General features: G+C 39.3%; 17 protein-coding genes and 2 pseudogenes. 11 read left to right on the top strand and 8 right to left on the bottom strand.

The genetic code is table 11. From position 1 onward, the window contains the following. Positions 1–7: 7 nt before the first annotated feature. Positions 8–70: pseudogene (locus MKL36_RS01020) on the top strand (hypothetical protein); the annotation flags it as partial. 58 nt (positions 71–128) lie between these two features. Here MKL36_RS01020 and dinB read toward each other — a convergent pair. The 4 genes from dinB to MKL36_RS01000 form a co-directional block, all read right to left on the bottom strand. Continuing rightward, positions 129–1,184, bottom strand: coding sequence for a DNA polymerase IV (gene dinB / locus MKL36_RS01015; RefSeq protein ID WP_086374138.1), 1,056 nt, complete (start codon positions 1,182–1,184; stop codon positions 129–131). Position 1,185: 1 nt separating this feature from the next. Continuing rightward, positions 1,186–1,944 carry a glycoside hydrolase family 25 protein gene (locus tag MKL36_RS01010; RefSeq protein WP_000163506.1) on the bottom strand — a complete coding sequence of 253 codons (759 nt, stop codon included), beginning with the start codon at positions 1,942–1,944 and terminating at the stop codon, positions 1,186–1,188. A gap of 77 nt (positions 1,945–2,021) precedes the next feature. Continuing rightward, positions 2,022–3,413, bottom strand: coding sequence for a multidrug transporter subunit MdtD (gene mdtD, locus MKL36_RS01005; protein ID WP_002125133.1), 1,392 nt, complete (start codon positions 3,411–3,413; stop codon positions 2,022–2,024). Between the two features lie 197 nt (positions 3,414–3,610). Next, positions 3,611–4,234 carry a TIGR00730 family Rossman fold protein gene (locus MKL36_RS01000; protein ID WP_001089658.1) on the bottom strand — a complete coding sequence of 208 codons (624 nt, stop codon included), beginning with the start codon at positions 4,232–4,234 and terminating at the stop codon, positions 3,611–3,613. Positions 4,235–4,560: 326 nt separating this feature from the next. Here MKL36_RS01000 and MKL36_RS00995 point away from each other — a divergent pair, with 326 nt between their 5' ends. The 6 genes from MKL36_RS00995 (at position 4,561) to MKL36_RS00970 (ending at position 13,134) form a co-directional block, all read left to right on the top strand. After that, the gene (locus MKL36_RS00995; RefSeq protein WP_000575778.1) at positions 4,561–6,153 is read left to right on the top strand and encodes a TerC family protein; all 1,593 of its coding nucleotides are present in this window, start codon (positions 4,561–4,563) and stop codon (positions 6,151–6,153) included. 71 nt (positions 6,154–6,224) lie between these two features. Then, on the top strand, positions 6,225–6,692 hold the full coding sequence (locus MKL36_RS00990; RefSeq protein ID WP_000193996.1) for a YchJ family protein: 468 nt from the start codon (positions 6,225–6,227) through the stop codon (positions 6,690–6,692). Positions 6,693–6,737: 45 nt separating this feature from the next. Then, a complete protein-coding gene (locus tag MKL36_RS00985) occupies positions 6,738–7,382 on the top strand; it encodes a trimeric intracellular cation channel family protein (RefSeq protein WP_000927792.1) in 645 nt (214 codons plus the stop codon). Positions 7,383–7,464: 82 nt separating this feature from the next. Further along, the gene (niaP, locus tag MKL36_RS00980) at positions 7,465–8,784 is read left to right on the top strand and encodes a niacin transporter NiaP (protein WP_000366687.1); all 1,320 of its coding nucleotides are present in this window, start codon (positions 7,465–7,467) and stop codon (positions 8,782–8,784) included. A gap of 153 nt (positions 8,785–8,937) precedes the next feature. Next, complete coding sequence (gene parC / locus MKL36_RS00975) at positions 8,938–11,157, top strand: DNA topoisomerase IV subunit A (RefSeq protein WP_000202262.1); 2,220 nt, start codon at positions 8,938–8,940, stop codon at positions 11,155–11,157. A gap of 297 nt (positions 11,158–11,454) precedes the next feature. Further along, entirely contained in the window at positions 11,455–13,134 is a 1,680-nt protein-coding gene (locus MKL36_RS00970) for a long-chain-fatty-acid--CoA ligase (protein ID WP_000411991.1), read from the top strand. Positions 13,135–13,173: 39 nt separating this feature from the next. Here the strand turns inward: MKL36_RS00970 and MKL36_RS00965 are convergent, their stop codons facing one another. Further along, positions 13,174–13,557 (bottom strand): hypothetical protein, encoded by a 384-nt coding sequence (locus tag MKL36_RS00965; RefSeq protein WP_001187001.1) that lies wholly within the window; start codon positions 13,555–13,557, stop codon positions 13,174–13,176. A gap of 106 nt (positions 13,558–13,663) precedes the next feature. Here MKL36_RS00965 and MKL36_RS00960 point away from each other — a divergent pair, with 106 nt between their 5' ends. Next, complete coding sequence (locus MKL36_RS00960; RefSeq protein ID WP_000546045.1) at positions 13,664–14,062, top strand: MAPEG family protein; 399 nt, start codon at positions 13,664–13,666, stop codon at positions 14,060–14,062. A 127-nt stretch (positions 14,063–14,189) separates the two neighbouring features. Then, a complete protein-coding gene (gene ppa, locus MKL36_RS00955) occupies positions 14,190–14,717 on the top strand; it encodes an inorganic diphosphatase (protein ID WP_000122443.1) in 528 nt (175 codons plus the stop codon). A gap of 106 nt (positions 14,718–14,823) precedes the next feature. Here ppa and MKL36_RS00950 read toward each other — a convergent pair whose 3' ends face one another. Then, positions 14,824–16,140, bottom strand: coding sequence for an OprD family outer membrane porin (locus MKL36_RS00950; protein ID WP_000910009.1), 1,317 nt, complete (start codon positions 16,138–16,140; stop codon positions 14,824–14,826). Positions 16,141–16,836: 696 nt separating this feature from the next. Between MKL36_RS00950 and MKL36_RS00945 the strand changes: the two are divergent. Both MKL36_RS00945 and MKL36_RS00940 read left to right on the top strand, forming a co-directional pair. Continuing rightward, a pseudogene (locus MKL36_RS00945) lies at positions 16,837–17,008 on the top strand (hypothetical protein). A gap of 56 nt (positions 17,009–17,064) precedes the next feature. Beyond that, positions 17,065–17,886: a TorF family putative porin gene (locus MKL36_RS00940; protein ID WP_000975215.1), complete on the top strand. Its 822-nt coding sequence runs from the start codon at positions 17,065–17,067 to the stop codon at positions 17,884–17,886. Positions 17,887–17,928: 42 nt separating this feature from the next. On the opposite strand, the gene MKL36_RS00935 is transcribed toward MKL36_RS00940, so the two are convergent. Together MKL36_RS00935 and MKL36_RS00930 are read right to left on the bottom strand one after the other, a co-directional pair. Next, a complete protein-coding gene (locus MKL36_RS00935) occupies positions 17,929–18,807 on the bottom strand; it encodes a dihydrodipicolinate synthase family protein (protein ID WP_032060431.1) in 879 nt (292 codons plus the stop codon). 15 nt (positions 18,808–18,822) lie between these two features. Next, positions 18,823–19,599, bottom strand: a complete 777-nt coding sequence (locus MKL36_RS00930) for an aldolase (protein ID WP_000845026.1) — start codon at positions 19,597–19,599, stop codon at positions 18,823–18,825. Positions 19,600–19,657 lie beyond the last annotated feature (58 nt).

Raw genomic sequence — 19,657 nt, 5'->3', positions numbered from 1 at the left:
GTAAAGGTTGCTTTGGCATGTTGCAAATACATGGGTAATGAATATGCGCTGATTAGATTACTTTAAACTTTAAGCAAAAGGGAACTGTTTTTGTTTAAAACTTGTTCTTTTGTATAAAAAAACAACACTCACCATAAAGACAACTGAAAGTCGTCAGCTTTAGTTTGTAATTGATAAACCCCAATACCAATGAGCCGAAATTGGAAGTTTTCGGGAATATGCATCTCATTTAAAAGTAAGAATAAAACTTGAATCAGGTCTTGTTGAGAATGAATTGGGTTTTTAAAACTTTTACTGTGTTGCAAAGTCTGGAAATTCTTAAGTTTGAGCTTAATATTTACACCACGAGCATTAAGCTGCTTTTTCTCTAAACTTTGCCAGACTTTTTCGGCTAGACCATGACAGTAGGGTTGGCACTGGGCTAAAGTAAAGTCACTATCAAATGTGGTTTCTTTCGAAATTTGCTGTCGGGCACGTTCAGCTTGTACGGGCCGGTTGTCGATGCCTTGAGCGTATAAATAAAGCTGTTGACCATATTTACCGAAGTGGTGAACTAAAACAGCTTCTTCAATTTTTTGTAAGTCGCCTAGCGTATGTAGTTCAAGCTGTTGTAGCTTTTCTTGGGTAACTTTGCCTACTCCTGGAATTTTTTTTAAGGGCAAGTCCTGAATAAAACTGGCTACTTGAGAAGGTTTTATAACAAACAGGCCATTCGGTTTATTCCAGTCGGACGCAACTTTTGCCAAGAATTTATTAGGTGCTACACCAGCCGAGGCTGTCAGCCCGGTTTGCCTGAAAATATCTTCCCGAATATGCATAGCCACTTCGGTCGCACTCGCGATTTGTTTTAAATTTTCAGTGACATCAAGATAGGCTTCATCTAAAGATAAAGGCTCAATAAGAGTCGTGTATTGTTGAAATATACTATGAATTTCAGCCGAGATGGCACGATATTTTTCGAAATTCGGCTCAATAATAACAACTTGAGGGCATAGTTTTCTTGCTTGGCTCATGGACATGGCAGAGCGTAAACCAAACTCACGAGCAGGATAAGAAGCAGCTGCAATTACGGCGCGCGGGTGATGCGATGAAATAACTACTGGGAGATGCCTTAGATCAGGACGTTCTCGCAATTCGACCGATGCATAAAAGGCATCCATATCGATATGAATGATTTTGCGCATATTATTGTGCTTTCACGATGCCTTGCTGCTGTAAAAATTGGTGCCATTCTTTGACTGAACCTTCATAAACATTTAAGTCTACTGGCTTGGTCATGCCTTCAATTTTACCTTGATTACTATGCTGCCAAAAGAGCCATTTTCGCTTGTCTTTCAGCTCAGGTTTCCCTTCGTAATCTCTGACCCAAAGAGGAGTATTAGGGAAACTCCCTATTAATACAATGTGGTAAAAAGTTTTGGAAATATAAAAGATAGGCTGTTTACCATAATGATGCTTTAAGCTGTCATGCATGATGCCTATTTCTTTAAGTAATTGTTCTTTGGTATGGGAATTAATACAGCTGCTGTCATATTCCAGATCAATAACGGGAGGAAGGGCATCAACTTTGTTGGGTACAGTTGCAATAAAATTTTCAGCTTGTGTTTTACCATCACGACATAAACGGTAAAAATGATAAGCCCCGACATGAAAGCCATGTTCGCGTGCTTTTAACCAGTTTTCTTGAAATTTTGGATCTTTATAATCACCGCCTTCAGTCGCTTTTAAATAGACAAACTGAAATTTTTGGGGTGATATTTTTTTCCAGTTGATATTTTCTTGATGGTGAGAGACATCAAAGCCTTGAACTGGATAATCTTGAGCAATAGCTTTTTGCTGGTAGAACAGACCGAAGTAAGTGAGAACCCCCATAACACAAGCTAAAACAATCCCAATGAGGGTATTGTAGCGTGGTGCAGAAAAGGTTTTTGCCAGCTTGGTCATGCAAAACTCAGTATTAATATGAAGTTCACATCATAGCGTGATTCGCGAGCGAGAAACCACGCTAAAAATGCAACTGCTTACACAGGCGTATTTTTGGGAATTTGCCAAAAGATCAGTGCGGTAATGATATTAATACAACCTAAACAAATCAGGGTGACATGGAAGGCAGTTGTCACATGTGCTGTACCATAGTAATCGGTAAATATATTAATGAGTGTACCTGCCAGTGCAACACCAATACTCATTGAAAGCATCATAATCATTGATAAGAAACTATTACCGCTACTTGCATCTTGTTGAGGCAAATCTTTTAAGGTGAGTGTATTCATTCCCACAAATTGTAATGAGTTTAATGTACCAAATAAGAAAAAGTGTAAAGCTCTAAACCAAGTTGGGGTGTCGACAGTCATAATGGCAAAAGACGCAATACATAGACCCACTAAGGTTGTGTTAATTAACAGAAAGCGGCGATAACCCATTTTCTGAATAATCGGTCTAACAATCGGCTTGGAGAAAAGTGACCCTAACACTAACGGAATCATCATTAATCCCGCAATGAATGGTTCAAAACCAAAAGCGACCTGTAGCATGAGTGGTAAAACAAAAGGTAAGGCATTACCACCAAAGCGGGCAAAGAAATTACCTAAAATACCAATCGCGTAAATTTTGTTTCTAAAGAGTCGGCTGCGGAACAATGCATTTTGATGGGTATGTGAATGGTAGGCATACCAAAGGGTTGCGACTACCCCGACCACTAATAAAGAAATACTAAACCATTTGGAATATTCAGGTGAGGCAAGATGTTCAATACCCAAAGACCAGCCAATCATTGCGATGACTAAGAGCACAAACCCAATAAGGTCAAAAGTTTTAACGGTAGGCTCTTTTACATTTGGCATGACCTTTAATGTCATTAATATGCCCAATACTCCCATTGGAATATTAATAAGAAAGATCCAATGCCACGTTGCAACTTCAACGAGCCAACCACCTAGTGTTGGACCAGCTAAAGGGCCTAGTAAACCTGCCAGACTCATGAGACTCATGGCTGCCAAAAATTGAGTTCGGGGAATAATTTTTAAAAGTGATAAACGACCAACAGGGAGTAATAACGCACCCCCAACACCCTGAATGACACGGAAAAATAAAAGCTGATTTAGGCTTTGAGAAAGACCACAACCTAAGGAAGCAAGCGTGAAAATAATGATTGCTGATAAAAACGTATTTCTAACACCAAAGCGGTCGGCCAACCATCCACTTAAAGGAATACAGGCAGCTACAGATAAAACATAAGCCACCACTACGCTATGCATACGTAATGGATCTTCATTTAAATGGTGTGCCATTGCAGGAATGGCAGTATTTACAATTGTTGTATCTAATGCCTGCATAAAAAAGCCAATGGAAACCAAAAGAACCAATAGGCGATATTCGGGTTGCAAGGCTTGATGGGTTGGCGTGGCATTCATAACATTTGAAAATTAACGTTTTCGCCTAGTGTAAAACAAATTGAATTTAAAAAAAGTAAGTCAATGTTGAATAAACGCTTTGTAAGTTTAACTTCTATTATTTAGAGCAGCTATATAACCGGACTTTCAAGTGAATGAGTATAAATAGATAAAATAAAAAAAGCGGAAGAATCCGCTTTTTTGTTGAGGTAGAGAGATTAAACAACAAATCTCTTTGGCATTTTTAAGTTTTTAATGACGTTATAAATTTGGTCGATTTCTTCACATACAATTAATTTAGCTCGATGCTGAAGAGGAAGGAAGCCTTCTTGTACAGCATGGTCTAACTGAGCAATTAATGCATTATAAAAACCATTTACGTTATATAAAATCATAGGCTTTTGGTGCTGATTGAGTTGACCCCAAGTCGCAATTTCCAAAATTTCTTCGAATGTTCCTAAACCGCCAGGTAGCGCGATAAAAGCACTCGCGCGCTCTGCCATCATGGCTTTACGCTCATGCATGGTTTCTACTACATGCAACTCGGTCAGTCCTGCATGCGCCACTTCATAATCAAGCATAAATTCAGGAATGACCCCTACAGCTTCTCCACCATGTGCAAGTACGCTTTCTGCGACTTGCCCCATTAAACCAATACTGGCACCGCCGTAGACCAAACCAAAACCTTGTTCAGCAATTCCGCTGGCTAATTCAATTGCCTTTTCGCGATAAATCGGGTTATTTCCTGCTCGTGAGCCACAATATAATGCAATAAGAGGTTGTGTTGTTTTTACAGATGTTATTGGTGAATCATTTACTGCCATTGTTAATACGCTATTCATTGCTTTATTTTCACCTTATCACGTTCATATTTCTTGTCTACACTAAGCAAAAAATATGACAACTTTATAAGCAGTTTTATAGGAAAGATTCATGTTTTGTATGGGTTTGGTGAATACATATAATGATCAAATAAAAATGATGAATTTATGTTAAATCTTGCCTATACTGAAAATTCGTTTAACAACATATGAACAAATATGGGTAGTGGTTGTAGTCGCTCCGTTTTAATTTCTTGTCCTAAAAAAACATTATTCCCCCTTTGTCTAGGCATGCCTTTTGCGTTGCCCAATAAAGATAAAATCCACCCAGCACAGGAGCAGGATCAATGATCTTTGAATGGATGTCTGATCCGTCTGCTTGGGTAGGCCTAGCGACATTAATTGTTCTTGAAATCGTACTAGGGATCGATAACCTCGTCTTTATTGCCATTTTGGCTGAAAAGTTGCCACCAGAACAACGTACTAAGGCACGTATAGTGGGTTTAATACTCGCTTTGGGAATGCGTCTTATCCTCTTAGCTTCAATTGCTTGGGTCGTGACACTCACCCAACCACTTTTCCATATTTTTAGCCATCCATTCTCTGGCCGTGATTTGATTTTATTGTTCGGTGGTGTGTTCTTGCTCTTTAAAGGCACCATGGAATTGCATGAGCGGATGGAAGGTAAACAACTTCATAAAGAAGATAATCCTGTTCATGCTGCGTTCTGGATGGTCATCGTTCAGATTGTTGTGCTTGATGCCGTATTCTCATTAGACAGCGTAATTACTGCTGTAGGTATGGTGAAAGAACTGTCAGTCATGATGGTTGCTGTTGTGATTGCTGTGGGTATTATGCTGTGGGCTTCAAGACCACTCATGGACTTTGTCAATAAACACCCAACAGTAGTTATTCTATGTCTTGGCTTCTTGATGATGATTGGTTTCTCTTTGGTGGTGGAAGGTTTTGGTTTCCATATTCCGAAGGGTTATTTATATGCTGCAATTGGTTTCTCAATTTTAGTCGAAATGATCAACCAAACCATGCGTCGCAACCAAGAGAAGCTAGTGACTACTACAGATTTACGTTATCGCACAGCTTCTGCGGTTTTACGTATGTTAGGCAGTAAAAATAGCGGTTCTACTTCAGACGCTCAAACGGCTGATAAAGAAGATGTATTGGCAACTCAAGCTTTTGCTGATGAAGTCTTTGATGAAGAAAATGGCGCTTACCATAGTGTGCTTGTACAAGGTGTACTTGGTTTATCTGAACGTCCAGTAAAGTCAGTGATGACACCAAGACCTGAGCTTGAATGGATTGATTTAGACGAAGAACCAGAAGTTTTAAAAGAACGTTTAATGTCGATGACACATTCACGTTTAATTGTTGCTCGTGGTGAACTTGATAATATTGAAGGTATTGCGCTTACACATAAAGTTTTAAATGGCTTTATTGAAACAGGCGTTATCGATTTTCAAAAGCACTTACGTGAGCCAGTTATTGTGCATGAAAATGCTCAAGTGCTTATGGTGATGGAGCAATTACGTCAGGCTCCTTTACAAATGGCGATTGTTCTAAATGAATATGGTTCAATTGAAGGTATTGCCACACCAATTGATATTTTAGAAGCAATTGCGGGTGAGTTCCCTGATGAAGACGAACTAGATGCAGCAGCAGAAAGTTTAGAAGACGGTTCGTTAATACTTGAGGGCTCAACCGATATTCGCCATGTATCGCTTTTACTTGGACGTGACTTAGTTGATGAAAGTGAACAATATTCTACTTTATCGGGCTATTTGTTATTCCATTTAGGCCGTTTACCTGAAAATGGTGAAACTGTTGAAGCGGATGGTTATCGCTTTGAAGTTGTAACCATGGAAGGCCATAAAATCGAGAAAGTTCATATTGTTTCTATCGAACAGGATGAATCGAAAGATTAAATTGCGTGTCAGATTTAGAAACATCATAAAATAGCTCAACTTTGAGCTATTTTTTATTTGAGAAGTACCAAATGACCCAACAAACTTGTCCATGCGGAAAAGGCAGCTATGCAGAATGTTGTGAACCTTTACATTTAGGCACAGCAAAAGCACTCACCGCAGAGCAGCTTATGCGTTCACGTTATAGTGCATTTGCATTGCAGCAAATTGATTATATTGTGCAAACGACGGCTTTAGGTCAGCAAACTGCTCTTGATAAAGAGGCTATTGCGGAATGGAGCAAACAAAATCAATGGTTGGGTTTAGAGGTGGTTAACGCCAACGAAAAATTAGATAAAACCCATGCACAGGTAGAGTTCAAGGCCCATTATCATGATGGTAAAAGCGCTCAAATTCATCATGAAGTTTCACATTTTGTATTTCATCAGCAACAATGGTTTTTCCTTGATCCGACGGTCGATATGCAGGTCACCATGAAACAACCTTGTATATGTGGTTCAGGAAAAAAATTTAAGCAATGCTGTGCACAATTCCTATAACTTTATCTTAAAATACGCCCACCGTTTGGCCTGAGGGAAAGGGCAATGTTACTCACCGTTATTTATATTATTGCGATTACTGCCGAAGCCATGACTGGTGCATTGTCTGCTGGGCGACGGAGTATGGACTGGTTCGGTGTTGTACTAATTGCCTGTGTGACGGCCTTGGGTGGTGGCTCTGTACGTGATGTACTACTTGGACACTATCCTTTAACGTGGGTAAAACATCCTGAATATTTAGTTTTAACGTGTTGTGCTGCATTTGTTACCATCGTTATTGCTAAATGGATGCGTCATTTACATAACATTTTCTTGGTGCTCGATGCGTTAGGCTTAATCGGATTTACCATTATTGGTTGTCAGATTGCCTTACAGATGGGACATGGCTTTGTTGTGTCGGCGGTAGCAGGCGTTTTAACAGGAGTTTCGGGTGGTATTTTACGTGACATTTTATGTAACGATGTCCCGTTTGTTTTCCGCCGTGAGCTTTATGCAAGTATTTCTTTTGTTGCAGTTATTTGTTATTGGGTCTGTCTGGATTTAGGTTTAAGTTTAGAACTTACCGTTATTTCAACCTTAGTATTTGGTTTTACGCTTCGTTTAATTGCCATTTATTTTGGTTTAGAAATGCCTAAATTTATTTATAAAGATGATGATGCGGAGTCGGCTTCTTCAACCGACGAACATTAATCATGCAGAATTTTATGTGGGCATGATATAACAATTCTATATATGGTCTTGTCCACTTATTCTTTCCAGTAGAGTTAATCCTATGGATCTGGTTTCACGTATACAAAATCTTCCAATTGGCAAATTTCACTACACGCTTTTATGGGTAGTGGGTTTAGGTTGGATGTTTGATGCGATGGATACCGGCATTATCGCTTTTATTATGACAACCCTTGTTAAAGACTGGTCATTAACACCAGTTGAAAGCGGTTGGATTGTCAGTATTGGCTTTGTAGGCATGGCTATAGGCGCAGTTTGTTCTGGTGCCTTGGCAGATCGTTTTGGCCGTAAAACTGTCTTTGCGATGACAATGGCAATTTATAGTATTGCGACTGCGTTATGTGCTTTTGCCCCTGATCTAAAGTGGCTATTAATTTTTCGGTTTATTGTTGGGTTGGGGCTAGGTGGTCAATTACCTGTAGCAGTCACACTGGTCAGTGAGTATGTGCCTGCTCATGTTCGTGGAAGATTTATCGTTCTGCTTGAAAGTTTTTGGGGATTAGGCTGGCTGGTTGCTGCGCTCATTTCTTATTTTATTATTCCTAAATTTGGTTGGCATATTGCCTTTCTTATAGGTGGACTTCCACTTATTTATATTTTAGTGATTTGGAAAAAAGTCCCTGAGTCGATACCGTATTTGATTAACCGTGGTCGTATTGAAGAAGCGCATGCACTGGTACAAAAACTAGAAGCCGAAGCATGTGTGCAAATTGTTCACCATATTGAAGTCGTGCCTGTGGCGATGCGACAAAAAGTTTCATTTAAACAGCTCTGGAGTGGTCAATTTGCTCGTAGAAGTTTAATGCTCTGGCTAATCTGGTTTGGCATTGTGTATTCCTATTACGGCATCTTTACGTGGTTGCCGAGTTTATTGGTGAAACAAGGCTATGACATTGTCAAATCATTTGAATATGTATTGCTTATGATTTTGGCGCAGTTACCGGGCTACTTGGCGGCTGCTTGGTTTGTCGAGCGTTTAGGTCGAAAAATTACACTTGCCGCATTTATCGGTTTTTGTGCTTTATCGGCATATTTCTTTGGACAAGCCGACAGTGTAAATAGCATTATGTTCTGGGGCTGTCTCATGTCATTCTTTAATTTGGGTGCATGGGGAGTGTTATATACCTATACACCAGAACAATATCCAGCCAATATTCGGGCTTTCGGGTCAGGCTGGGCATCGGCAATGGGGCGTATCGGTGGAATTGTCGCGCCAATGGTCGTGACACATATGATGGTTGCTAAAAACGGCTTTAATCACGTTTTTATGATGTTTACTGTGGTTTTACTTGCCGTAGCTTTAGTGATTTTGATATTAGGTGAAGAGACTCAAGGTAAAAGACTAGAGTCGATTGGGCTATAGTTTTTGCCTAACTTTATAGCAAGTAACTAAAAATATAGAGAGATAAGACACAATTTGACGCTCAGGTGACAGAGTCCCCCTTGTGTCTGTAACATAGCCCACTTAGCATAATACACACTTAAAATAACGACTGATTTGGAAGATAAGCTGACTATGACCAGCCTTGCGCATCATGCGACAGAAAACCGCTCTGTAGCCGAATTTACTGAACAGGCTTACTTGAATTATGCCATGTACGTCATTATGGACCGTGCATTGCCGCATATCAGTGATGGCTTAAAGCCCGTACAGCGCCGTATTGTCTATGCCATGAGCGAGCTAGGCTTAAAAAGCAGTGGCAAGCCAAAAAAATCAGCGCGTACAGTGGGTGATGTACTTGGTAAATACCACCCACATGGTGACTCGGCATGTTATGAAGCCATGGTACTCATGGCTCAGCCATTTAGTTATCGTTATCCGCTAATTGAAGGACAGGGGAACTGGGGTTCACCAGATGATCCTAAATCTTTTGCTGCGATGCGTTATACCGAAGCCAAACTCTCGGCTTATAGTGAATTATTGCTGAGCGAATTAGGTCAGGGCACTAGCGAATGGCAAGATAACTTTGATGGTTCTTTAAAAGAACCGATCACTTTACCTGCACGTGTACCTAATATTCTTCTTAATGGTACGACAGGTATTGCTGTCGGGATGGCAACTGATATCCCGCCACATAATTTGCGTGAAGTTGTAAAAGGCACAATTGCTTTAATCCGTAATCCGCAAACCTCGGACGAAAAATTAGCTGAATATATTCCGGCTCCGGATTTGCCAACCAAAGCTGAAATTATTACCCCGCCAGAAGAATTACTCAAAATCCAGACCACTGGTCGTGGTAGTTACCGTATGCGAGCGGTATATACCATTGAGAAAAATGAAATCGTAATTACTGAGCTCCCATATCAAGTCTCTGGTTCTAAGGTAATTACCCAAATTGCTGACCAAATGCAGGCTAAAAAGCTGCCATTAGTCGTTGATGTGCGTGATGAATCGGATCATGAAAACCCGACACGACTCGTGATTGTACTGCGCTCTAACCGTATTGATGCGGAAGCAGTAATGAGTCACTTATTTGCGACCACCGATTTAGAATCAAGCTATCGTGTCAATTTAAACATGATTGGCGAAGATGGCCGTCCTCAGGTGAAATCAATTCGTCGTATTTTGCTTGAATGGATCGAGATCCGTAAAAAAACGGTAACTCGTCGTTTGCAGTACCATTTAAACCGTATTGAAAAGCGCCTCCATATTTTGGCAGGTCTTTTAATTGCTTATCTCGATATTGATACAGTCATTCGTATTATTCGTGAAGAAGACCAGCCTAAGCCAGTCTTGATGGAACACTTCAATATTGATGAGATACAGGCCGAAGCGATTTTAGAGCTTAAATTACGTCATTTGGCCAAGCTTGAAGAGATGGAAATTCGTCATGAACAAGATGAGCTTTCCGCGAAAGCTGCCATTATTCGTGAACAACTCGAAAATCCTGAATCTTTAAAAAACCTGATTATCAGTGAATTAAAAGAAGATGCGAAAAAGTTCGGTGATGAGCGCCGTTCTCCAATTGTTGCACGTGCTGAAGCGGTTCAAATTAAAGAACAGGATTTAATGCCAGCTGAAACGGTAACAGTCGTTTTGTCTGAAGCAGGCTGGGTTCGTGCGGCAAAAGGTGCGGATGTGGATGCTGAAAATCTGAACTACCGTGCTGGGGACCAATATTTAAGTCATGCTGTCGGGAAAACCAATCAGCGAGTTTACTTCCTTGATGAAACAGGGCGCAGCTATGCCTTGCCAATTAGTAACTTACCTTCAGCAAGAGGCTTGGGGGATCCATTAAGTTCTAAATTATCACCAGCAAGTGGCGTATCGTTTATTCAGGTTTATTTAGATGATGATGAGTCTGAGTTGATTGCTGCAAGTTCGGCAGGTTATGGTTTTAAAACGCAAACCAAGCAATTAGATACCAATGCGAAAGCCGGTAAGACATTCTTAACGGTTCCGGATAAGGCAAAGGCTTTACCACTCATTTCTGCCCAAAACATGACGCATTTGGCTGTACTGAGCTCAGCAGGGCGTTTGTTAATTTTAGATTTGGCAGAGCTACCAAATTTAAATAAAGGTAAAGGTAATAAGTTGATACAACTTGAAGGAAAAGAGCAAATTTTATCCATGACAACCCTGAACTTAGATGAAATAATTCAGGTGGTTGCAGGTCAACAACATCTCAAATTAAAAGGTGATGATCTACAAAAATACATGGGTAAACGTGCTTCGAAAGGTCAGCTCTTACCACGTGGATATCAAAAAGCAAATAAACTGTTGATTCAGAGATAAAGCTAGCGTCTGGCAACATAAATACGCTATATATGGCAACATGTTCAAGCAATGAACTGAACTTGTTGGTATTGAATAATGATTAAAAGGGCAGCAATTTGGAGTACGTAATTTGTACTCCATGCAAAAAATTTGGCAGGCTTAAATTGTCAAAACTTCTGTCTCATAATCTTGTTCGAAAGTGTCATGAATGTGCCAATAAGTTTTAAATATGTTCTGGCACCAAGAAGCTAAAGAATAGCTGGGGCATTGAATAACAGTTATTACTAAGGATTACGAATCGGAGATAATGGCATTATGGAAAAGATTTGGTTTGCAGAATACCAAAAGACAGGGATTCCAGAAACAGTAGCATTGCCTGCAGAAAATACCTCACTTGTTGATATTTTTGAGCGTAATTTCCAAAAATTTGGTTCTCGTGATGCCTTTATCTTTATGGATAAAGCCATGTCATTTAACGAGTTGGAGCTTGCAAGCCGTAAGTTCGCGACCTATTTGCAAAATTTGGGGTTAGCAAAAGGTACGCGTGTGGCAGTAATGATGCCAAACGTGCTGCAGTATCCTGTAGTGGCATTGGCAGTCTTACGTGCAGGCTTGGTTTTAGTGAATGTTAACCCACTATATACTGCGCGTGAACTTGAGCATCAGTTAAATGACTCAGGTGCAGAAGTGCTCGTTATTATCGAGAACTTTGCAAGTGTTTACCAAAGCATTTTGGGTAAAACTCCAGTGAAGCATGTGGTTGTTGCTTCTGTCGGAGATATGCTAGGAACACTGAAAGGTACTTTGGTGAACTTTGTTTTACGTAAAGTCCGTAAACAAATTCCAGCTTGGAATATTCCTGGGCATGTTAAATTTAACAGTGCATTAAATAAAGAAAATCCAAGCAATTATAAACGTCCGACTTTAACTTTAAGTGATACTGCCGTGCTTCAATATACCGGTGGTACAACGGGTGTTTCAAAAGGTGCTGAGCTGACTCACCGCAATTTGGTTGCCAACCTTTTACAGTGTGACGGTATTTTCCAAAGCAAATTCGGTGCAAACGATGGTGCTAAAGGCGATCGTATTGTTTGTGCATTACCGCTTTACCATATTTTTGCGTTCATGGTTTGTGCAATGTACGGTATGTACAAAGGGCAGGCAAATATCTTAATTCCGAACCCGCGTGACTTACCGGCTGTGATTAAGGAATTACGTAAATATCAACCTTCTTTCTTCCCTGCAGTAAATACATTATTTAATGCTTTGGTGAATAATGAAGAGTTCAAGCAACTTGACCATAGCAACTTAAAAATGGCTATGGGCGGTGGTATGGCAGTGCTGCCATCTACAGCAGAAGCTTGGAAGAAAATTACTGGTACAACCATTATTGAAGGTTATGGCTTATCAGAAACTTCACCAGTTGCAACTGCGAATCCACCTGCATCTACTGAATTTAGTGGCACTATTGGTATTCCATTACCGTTAACTGAGGTTGCAATTTTAGATGATGACGGAAAAGAAGTACCTTTGGGTGAACAAGGGGAAATCTCAATTCGTGGTCCTCAAGTCATGAAAGGCTATTGGAACCGTCCAGATGAGACTGCTAAAGTCATGACAGCAGATGGTTTCTTCCGTACCGGTGACATTGGTGTAATGGACAGCCGTGGATACGTCAAAATTGTAGACCGTAAAAAAGATATGATTTTGGTTTCTGGCTTTAACGTTTATCCAAGTGAAATTGAAGAAGTGATTGCTAAACATCCAAAAGTATTGGAAGTTGCTGCAATTGGTGTTCCAGATGAAAAATCAGGTGAAGTGCCAAAACTCTTTATTGTGAAAAAAGATCCAAGCTTAACCACAGAAGAAGTTTTGAACTTTGCTAAAGAAAACTTAACAGGCTATAAACGCCCTCGTTATGTTGAGTTTATGGATGAATTACCAAAATCAAATGTAGGCAAAATTTTACGTAAAGATTTGCGTAAACCTGCGTAATGATGAATAAAAAAAGCGCCGTAAGGCGCTTTTTTTAGTTTAATGGTTTTTCATAAACCAACGATCTACATAAGGACGACCAATTCCGACCATACCAACAAAAACTAACATGGTACCGAGTTGTAGACGTAAGTGAGTTACATCAAGTTGACCATAACTGAGGTAATTATCTACAAGACAATATATGGTAATCACAATGAGCCAGTGCCACAAAGGAAGTCTTTTTACACCCACAGCAATAAAGGTCACTGTTAAGATCACGAAGGTACCCAGTGTAGATTGCCAATTAAAATTCGCACAAATTACACTCAGTAAAAAAGCGACGATCGGTAATACAATTTTGAATATACGATCTACCTGAAGCTGGTTCTTCTTTTGTTTTTCTAAGACCTCGAACAATTCTTTTTGATCAGGTTGTTGCATACATAGCCCTATAAATCAGTGATGACATGCGGTTGCATAAAATTTCAGGTAAAAACGATGAGTTATGATAGCATGATCAACAGTATTTTCAGTGATGGATGGCACTATGCACGGCATCAGCAGCATTATCTATATTATTTTAGTGGCATGTTTGCTGCCATACGCATTTACCGTGATTGCAAAATTTACCGGTGGTTTTCAGCCCGTAGATAATCAGAACCCAAGAGACTTTCTTGCTAATACAAAGGGTATCGCTGCTCGGGCAAATGCAGTACAACAAAACAGTTTTGAAAGTTTACCTTTATTTTTAACAGCTATTTTGATGGCTGAATATATGGTGGTTCCTGAATACTTTATTTTAAGATTGGGCTGGGCCTATATTATTTTACGTGTGATTTATGGCATTTGTTACTTAAGTAATTGGGCTACTTTACGCTCTATCGTCTGGTTTTTATCATTGTTATGCCCAATATTCTTGTTGATCGTGACAATTAAGTTGACTTGAGTGTCATTCTGTCACCATTCATATCAACTTTCGCGTGTGCGCATTGTATAATCGGCATCATTTTGATGATATCCACGTTATAATCGAGTGGATTTTACATCTGACTTCATAACGAAAGAGTATTGATATGAGTTACAGCAATATCCCAGCAGGTAAAGATGCACCAAATGACATCTATGTCATCATTGAAATTCCTGCAAATGCAGCGCCAATTAAATATGAAATTGACAAAGATTCTGATGCATTGTTTGTAGACCGTTTTATGGGTACAGCAATGTTCTATCCAGCAAACTACGGTTATGTACCAAATACTTTGTCTGAAGATGGTGACCCATTAGACGTACTTGTTGTAACTCCACATCCTGTTGCTGCTGGTTCTGTAATTCGTTGCCGTCCAGTGGGCAAATTAAACATGGAAGATGACGGTGGTATCGATGCGAAATTAATCGCTGTTCCACACGAAAAATTATCTCCACTTTACAAAGACGTTCAGGAATATACAGATCTTCCTCCATTGTTGATTAGCCAAGTTGAGCATTTCTTCAGCCACTATAAAGATTTAGAACCAGGCAAATGGGTGAAAATCAGCGGTTGGGAAGGTGCTGACGTTGCTAAAGCGGAAGTATTGAAAGCAATCGAAGCTGCTAAAAAATAAGCTCTAATTTTTAAGCCTAGAGCGTCGCAATTGATATTCTGGGCTTAATAAAAAACCTACCTGTGTGACCAGAGGTAGGTTTTTTTATGCTTGATAAATCTGTGAATTAGAATAATTTCACAGGAATATCTAAGAAAATACGCCATTCATTGGTATCACCGATGTAAGCGCCTTGGTAAGCATCACTTGCACGGTAGTAAGAGTTACGAATACGAAGGCTTGCATCTTTAGCAAAACCACTTTGAACTGTGTATTTCACTTGGTTAAAGAATTCGCGTTCTTGAGCATCATCAGTTACATTTCTAACCTTGATGTCCCAACCATATACAAATGCAGTGGTCCAGTTTAAACCAGGTAATACGCCTAACTTGCCAAAATCAACATTGTATTGAATTTGAGCAGATTTCTCGTGGTTACCGATGAAATCAGACATATAAGAGTTTGGCAAATAAATACTTTGGAAACCATCAGCATTTTGGCCATAGTCGTAACCAACATTACCAGTGTTTTGTTGATATGCTAACATCACACTATGTGGACCAGTCGCATAAGTTCCTGAAATAGCCCAAATATTATTGGTCTTTTCTTCGCCAGCTATACCATCCGCAGCATAATTTGGTGCTACAGTTCCAGTTGCTGAATAAGTGTGTGCATTTGCATCAAACTTAGTATGGTATCCACTAAAATCATAAGTTAATGAACTGTCATTTGCTAAAGGTTGTTTAAAGTTAACATTAGCATAATGGCGTTCAAGAGCATTTTTGCTGTCTAAGCCATAATAAGATGCATTTAAGTTATCATTAAACTTATATTTAGCACCCCAAACAATTGCACGGTCAAGACCTCTGCCAGAAGCATCCGCATCGGTATTGATTTGGTCAGACATTTGGTCTTTAGTAAATTTACCAGCAACAACCTCAAGGTTCTTGATTTCATGGCTAGTTAATAAAGTACCTGTGAAGTATTCAGGAACCATACGTCCTGTATTACTTGCAAGGACTGGTAAGTCGAGTACTTGAGTACCGTAACGTACTGTTGTATTCGAGAAACGTGCCTTAACGCTGCCACCACCACGAGCCCAGTGGTCGTAAGCTGAACCATCGTTGTGTTTTGGAATCATTTGGTTTCCAGCGTTTTTGTTTTCGCCAATTTTAAATGATCCATCACCAACAACGCCTACACCGAAACCAACGATACCAGGGGTAAAGCCAGATTCGATACTTACAATTGCTGATTGAGCAACTGAGCTGGTATCTTTCGCGCCCTGTTTTTTGTCACGAGTTAGATAACCTGTACGGAAGAGAATAGAACCGTTCGCATCTTCAACAAATCCTTTTGCCTCACTTTGCTCGCTTGCCTGAGCTGAGGAAATTATTGCCGCAGAAATGAGAACTGCTAATGTAAGTTTTTGTGCTTTTAGCATATTTAAAGAACCTCATAAAAACGATAAATCCTGTGCCTTTTTATTGTTCAGGGCCTAGGATTTCCATCAATTGTATAAGTAATCTATAAAAAAGATATATTTTTGTTCATTTTATTTTATATATGCTATGCAGGATTTGATTAATGTGGTAGGGAAGTTTAACTGAATTTATTTTTAAATTTTTATAGTTAATTTATTGTTTAAAATGAAAAAAGTAATTTATTTTTTAGTTGAATTTTACCATTTTTTCTTATGTGAAAATTTTAAAAATACTTGATTTTTGTGTTCAATTTTTACTCTTTTTTGTTTGATATGTTTACTTTTTAATCTCTTCTTAAGCAATTTTCTTGAGCAATTTTTAGTAATCTCACTCTATATTGTTACTTTATAACATTTTTATATCAAAAAATTGTTTAAAACAGAGACGAAAGCAACGCCAGAAAGCCCTAGACTCTATCGATCAAATTTAGTGCGATAATTTGCATGAAATTTGTGCAATTTATTTTTCATTTATATTTTCGTGCGGAAAAAGCCCAAAATGGTTCATAAATAAAAATAAGGGTTAAATAAAGAGGCTCTGTACTAATAAATTTATGGAGTTTTTATCTCTTTATGTAGAAATGAAATAGAGACTTTACACCTTACCATTCAATACTACCGATCTCGGCTTGATTATTTCCGATAAGGTGTTTTCTCATGTCTTCTTTATATTTTACGCAAAAAAAACTATTCATACTTTATTGTTATATATAAAAATAATTATTTAGGAGTTTCTTATTTTTCGCGTTGTATAAGTTTTTTAGTCTCTAAATTAATGAAGTGTAGCGATACCAAATATGAACTTGGCACAGCAATTGCTAAAGCTTAAGTAACAAAATTTGTTTAAGTCATATAAATCGTGCGTTCATTGTGGGGGAGATCAAAATGATGAAGTTTGCACTTAAAGCAGTAACATTCGGCGTACTCACGGCAGGTTCAACCATGGTTATGGCTGAAGATGCTCCATCTTTTTACGGCATCACCGCAACTGGTAGTGTGGCTGCTACTACAGATTATCGCTTCCGTGGAGTTACGCAGTCTTCAAATAATCCAGCTATTCAAGGTGGTTTCACTTTCTCTCATAAGTCTGGAGCTTATTTATCACTTTGGGGCTCAAGTGTTGATTTTGGTGTAACAGGAAACTCAACAGAGACCGATGTCGCTTTGGGATATACCAATACTTTAAAATTATCCGATACGCTTGCACCAACGTATGATGTCGGCATAATTCATTATGGTTATATTGGTGCTGGTCATAGTTTTGACCGTAATGGCATAGGTTATGATGGTAAAAATGGTCTAGATTTTAATGAAGTTTACGGTAAATTAACTTTTGCTAATTCTTTACTTAAAGGCGATGCAATTAGTGTAGGTGTGAACTATTCAGATGACTACTGGGCTAATTCTAAGCAATTCTGGTATTTTAATATCGGTTATTCGGCACCAATTGCAGACACAGGATTTACAGGACTTGCCTCAGTTGGATATAACAAATTCAAAAATAAAGATGCTTTAGCTGTAGTTGCAGGTGGCCCTGGTAAAGATGATAGCTATATTGATTATAAAGTCGGCGTAAACTATAACATCTTGGGTATTGTTGCTGAGCTAGATGTTGTCGGTACAGATATTAGTACTTCTGGCATGACTGATGCTCAGAAAAAACCTTATGACACAGGTTTAGTGTTTAGTTTAACTAAAACATTCTAAGTTGGGGTTTTAAAAAAGCGGGTCAATAAACCCGCTTTTTTATTAGTTTTCTATTTCAGAAAGTAGTTGTTTTAACTGGTTAAGCTCAATATCCGTGGCTTTGGTCAACGGCTTGCGTGGTGCGCCTGCAGCGACACCTTTTAGTTGTAATCCTGCTTTAATCGTTTTAGGCAGACCACCATTTACAATAAAGCGTAGTAGAGGAAGTTGCTGATAAAATGACTTCTGGGCCTGTTCCAGTTCACCATTTTTTACATGTTCAATGAGCTGTTGAGGTCCTTGACCTAACAGATTGGGTGCTGCTGTACACCAACCGCTTGCTCCTGCGCGTAAAGCTTCTAAAGCTAGAGGGTTACAGCCGTTATAAAACGGAAGTTCACCTTTTGATAGCTCATAAATTTTATGCATGCGCTGAATATCGCCGCTGCTTTCTTTTACCATCATAATATTTGCAATGTTGTTAAACATGCGCACCATTAATTCAGGAGACATATCAACACCACTGGTTGCAGGGTTATTATAAATCATAATCGGTAAAGTCGTTGCTTGAGCAATTGCTTGGTAATATTCAAAAATCTCTTGGTCTGTTAGCTTCCAATAAGATACAGGAATCACCATAAGTGCATCTGCACCATAGCTTTGCGCGATTTGGGCTTTTTTGATGGCTTGATCAGTGGTGAGTTCTGAAATCCCAATAATGACAGGCACGCGCTTATTAATGCTTTCAATTGAAGTTTTCGCGACTAAGCACCATTCATCCCATTCAAGATAAGCGCTTTCACCTGTACTGCCTAAAGGTGCAATCGCGTCGCAGCCATTTTCAATAAGCAAATCCAGCATTTGTTTTAGAACAGGAAGATTGATAGTGTTGTCATCAGAAAAGGGAGTAACAGGGTAGCCAATAATGCCATTTAATTTCATAGTCGAGGTCTCTTTTTAAATACAGTCAGAATGTTTTTTCAAAGCTTTACGTGCGTAGTAAGCAAAGTTCACTTTGTTGCGTTTATCGGTAGACACCCAATCATGGGCTTCTGCTGCCAAAGCGTGGGGGATAGGCTGAATTTGTCCGGCAGACATGGCTAAAAGTTGCAGTTGAGCTGCGCGTTCAATTAAAAGAGCCAAGTTACATGCTTCTTCAATGGTTTTTCCTGTGACCAATTGACCATGATGAGACAACAAAACAGCGCGGTTTTTACCCAGAGCAGAAGAAATCAAAATACCTTCTTCATTACCTACAGGAACTCCTGGCCAATGACCTACAAATGAGCAGTCTTCGTACAGCGCGCAGACGTCCATTTGGGAAATCATAAGTGGAATCTGTAGCATTGACAGGGCCGCTACATACGTTGGATGCGTATGGATAATACAGTTCACCTCTGGGTGTTCTTTATAAATCCATGTGTGGAAACGGTTGGCTGGGTTTGCCATGCCTTCTTGATTGATGGGTTCTAAGTCCTGATTCACCTCAAGCAAGTTTGAAGCAGTAATTTCATCAAAACCTAAACCGAAACGTTGAGTAATAAAGGTTTCTTTATTTTCACTACGGCATGTAATTTGACCCGCTAAACCAGCGTCATGCCCATGATCAAATAAAATACGGCAAGTCAGTGCAAGCTTTTGACGGTCTGTTAAATCTAAGTCGCTAATCCACTTTTGCATGTCTTGCTGTGCGTGTTGCATCAAGTCGTGTTTGTTTACAGAAGCAGTCTTCATCTCTTCTCCAGTCCAGTTGACCAAATTAAGTAGGTGAAGGCAGAATAAAAAACAACTG

The sequence above is a fragment of the Acinetobacter sp. AOR12_HL genome, assembly GCF_027855275.1.
Lineage (GTDB): Bacteria > Pseudomonadota > Gammaproteobacteria > Pseudomonadales > Moraxellaceae > Acinetobacter > Acinetobacter baumannii.
This window is presented reverse-complemented; position numbering and strand designations above follow the sequence as displayed.